This is a genomic window from Candidatus Accumulibacter vicinus, from assembly GCF_000584955.1.
Classification (GTDB): Bacteria; Pseudomonadota; Gammaproteobacteria; order Burkholderiales; family Rhodocyclaceae; genus Accumulibacter; species Accumulibacter vicinus.
In genome coordinates, this window is sequence record NZ_JDSS02000021.1 from 1,234 (window position 1) to 3,231 (window position 1,998).

A 1,998-nucleotide genomic window follows, 5' to 3' on the forward strand; every position below is an offset into this window, starting at 1 on the left:
CGCCATTCGTCTGCGCGATGGCGATTGCTGGACCGGCGGGCGCGCCATCCGGCGTCAGGGGCGTCAGCGTGGCGTTGGTCCCGACAGTGACAGGCACGCTCACACCGCCAAGCTGGTCGAGCACCAGCCAATCGGTATACGCCGGCACCCGGCAAAATGCATTCCCGCCGTTACGCGCGGCAGCGGTCGCCAGCGGATGCCTGCTCTGGCGGTCCACATTCAGGCTCGCCCACAACTGGCGAAAGCTGACCAGAGTCGAGCGCTTATCCGCCCCGCGTACGGCTTGTGCGATTTCGGCGCCTGTCCGGCAGCCGGCTTGCGGCGCCGCGTAGTCGAGGTCGTCGGCGCGGTCGCTGCGGCGCAGCGTGACTTTCTCCTCAGTGGAGGAAAAACACAGCCGTTCGCCGGCGCTGAGCACGCGATCCGGCCGCGCCGGCCGTGCGGCGCCGTCGGCCGGCTGGACGGTGACGCCGGCGTCGACGCTCCGAATGATGAAACTCGCCGCATCGGCGGCGATTGCCGGCAGCGCCCCGACTGCACAAACGAGCAACAATCCGGCAATCGATCGTGGAGTGAACATGGCTTTTCTCCCAAAGTCAGTGAGGTAGGTGGGTAGTGTGGTGCCCGTCATCGGCCATCTCGGCATGGGCATGCGCCGCGTGCCACTCTTCGATATTCCGATGCAGGTAGATTCCCAGCAGCGGCGAGCCGAAATCGAACCACAGCCCATATCGCAGCAGCAGCGGACCAACAACGAAAATGAAGCCGACAGCCACCAGGCCACCCGCAACAACAGTCGCCACGAGCCGTTTGCCGAAAGCAAAGAGTGCCGCAACCAGAACCATCAGTCCCAGCACCAGCGGCCATTTCGCCTGCCAGGGCAACTCGCGCAGTTGCCCGTAGCGCAGCATCGTGTCGAGCGCATTGAGATTGAGCAGCGCACCAGGCAACCGGCCGACCGGCGTGTGGAAGTGATCGCGGCTTTCCTCGTAGCTGCCGCCGATGACGACGATGGCGTTGCGAAACTCGTCGATCTGCGCGTTGGCGAGAGCGGTCAGCGCCGGAAAAAGCGAATAGCCCAGGCGGCCGTTGCTGCCGAGCGGGAAGAGCAGCGTGCTGGCCAGCGCATCGTGCCCTGCGTGCTCGCCGGCGTGTTCCGGGTGCTCGCCGCTTGCCGGCGCGTGCGCTTCGGTGATGCGTTCGCACCAGGCAGCGAGCGGCGGATGGCGAGCCGGCTGCAGGCAGTACAAGGCCAGTTGCGGCGACGGCAAGAAACGATCCGCATTGCCTGTAGCGGCCGTCTGGCCGATCGACCATCGCCGCACGCGCAGATCGCTGTCCGACAGAAAGCGCGGCAGTACCGGATGCACGACGACGCCGCCAGGCGGTGCCTGATAAGTATCCCAGAACGCTGCTCGCAAGCGTGGCCGCTTGGGTGGCGCGTGTGCCTCGAACGAGCCCGCGCTGCTCGCAAGCGGCTGGCGTAGACTGCGTGCAGTGAGCAGATGGCGCGGCTCGCCGCCAGGGAAGGTGCGCCGTTGCAACGCCGCCAACCATTGCCGCTCGAAATCGCCGGCAGTGCCGTCAAGCAGCAGGTCGACATAGACAACGCGCGCTCCCCAGGCGAAAGCCCGATCGACGAGTTCGAGGACTTCGCGCCGCGGCTGCAGGAACGGCTCGCCGCCACCCCAGCGTTCGTCGCTCCACGAGTCCTCGTCGATATCGACCCAGATGAAACGCGAGTAGCCGCCGGGCAGCGGCTCGCCGTCGATCCAGCCCCACGCGCGGTACGTCTGCAGCATCGAGACGGTCTTGTCGAAGCCCCAGCGTTGCCAGTCGGCCACCATCGGCAGGCCATGTCCCAGATGTATCCCGGTCTCGATGACAATGCCGAGCGCGAAGCAGACGGCGAAATGCTGCCAGTAGGTCGGCCAACTGTGGTAACGCGCACGCAGCGGGTCGACGAACGGCGCGCTCCGCTCCTTAAGCCATCGGCGG

2 protein-coding genes are annotated in these 1,998 nt (G+C 66.4%); both read right to left on the bottom strand.

Annotated elements, in window-relative coordinates; genetic code table 11:
- The coding region (locus CAPSK01_RS08835) for a hypothetical protein (RefSeq protein WP_034925478.1) at positions 1 to 580 on the bottom strand (580 nt) is incomplete at its 3' end.
- Positions 581 to 596: 16 nt separating this feature from the next.
- A partial coding sequence (locus tag CAPSK01_RS08840; protein ID WP_273703381.1) for a CHASE2 domain-containing protein occupies positions 597 to 1,998 on the bottom strand: 1,402 nt, incomplete at its 5' end.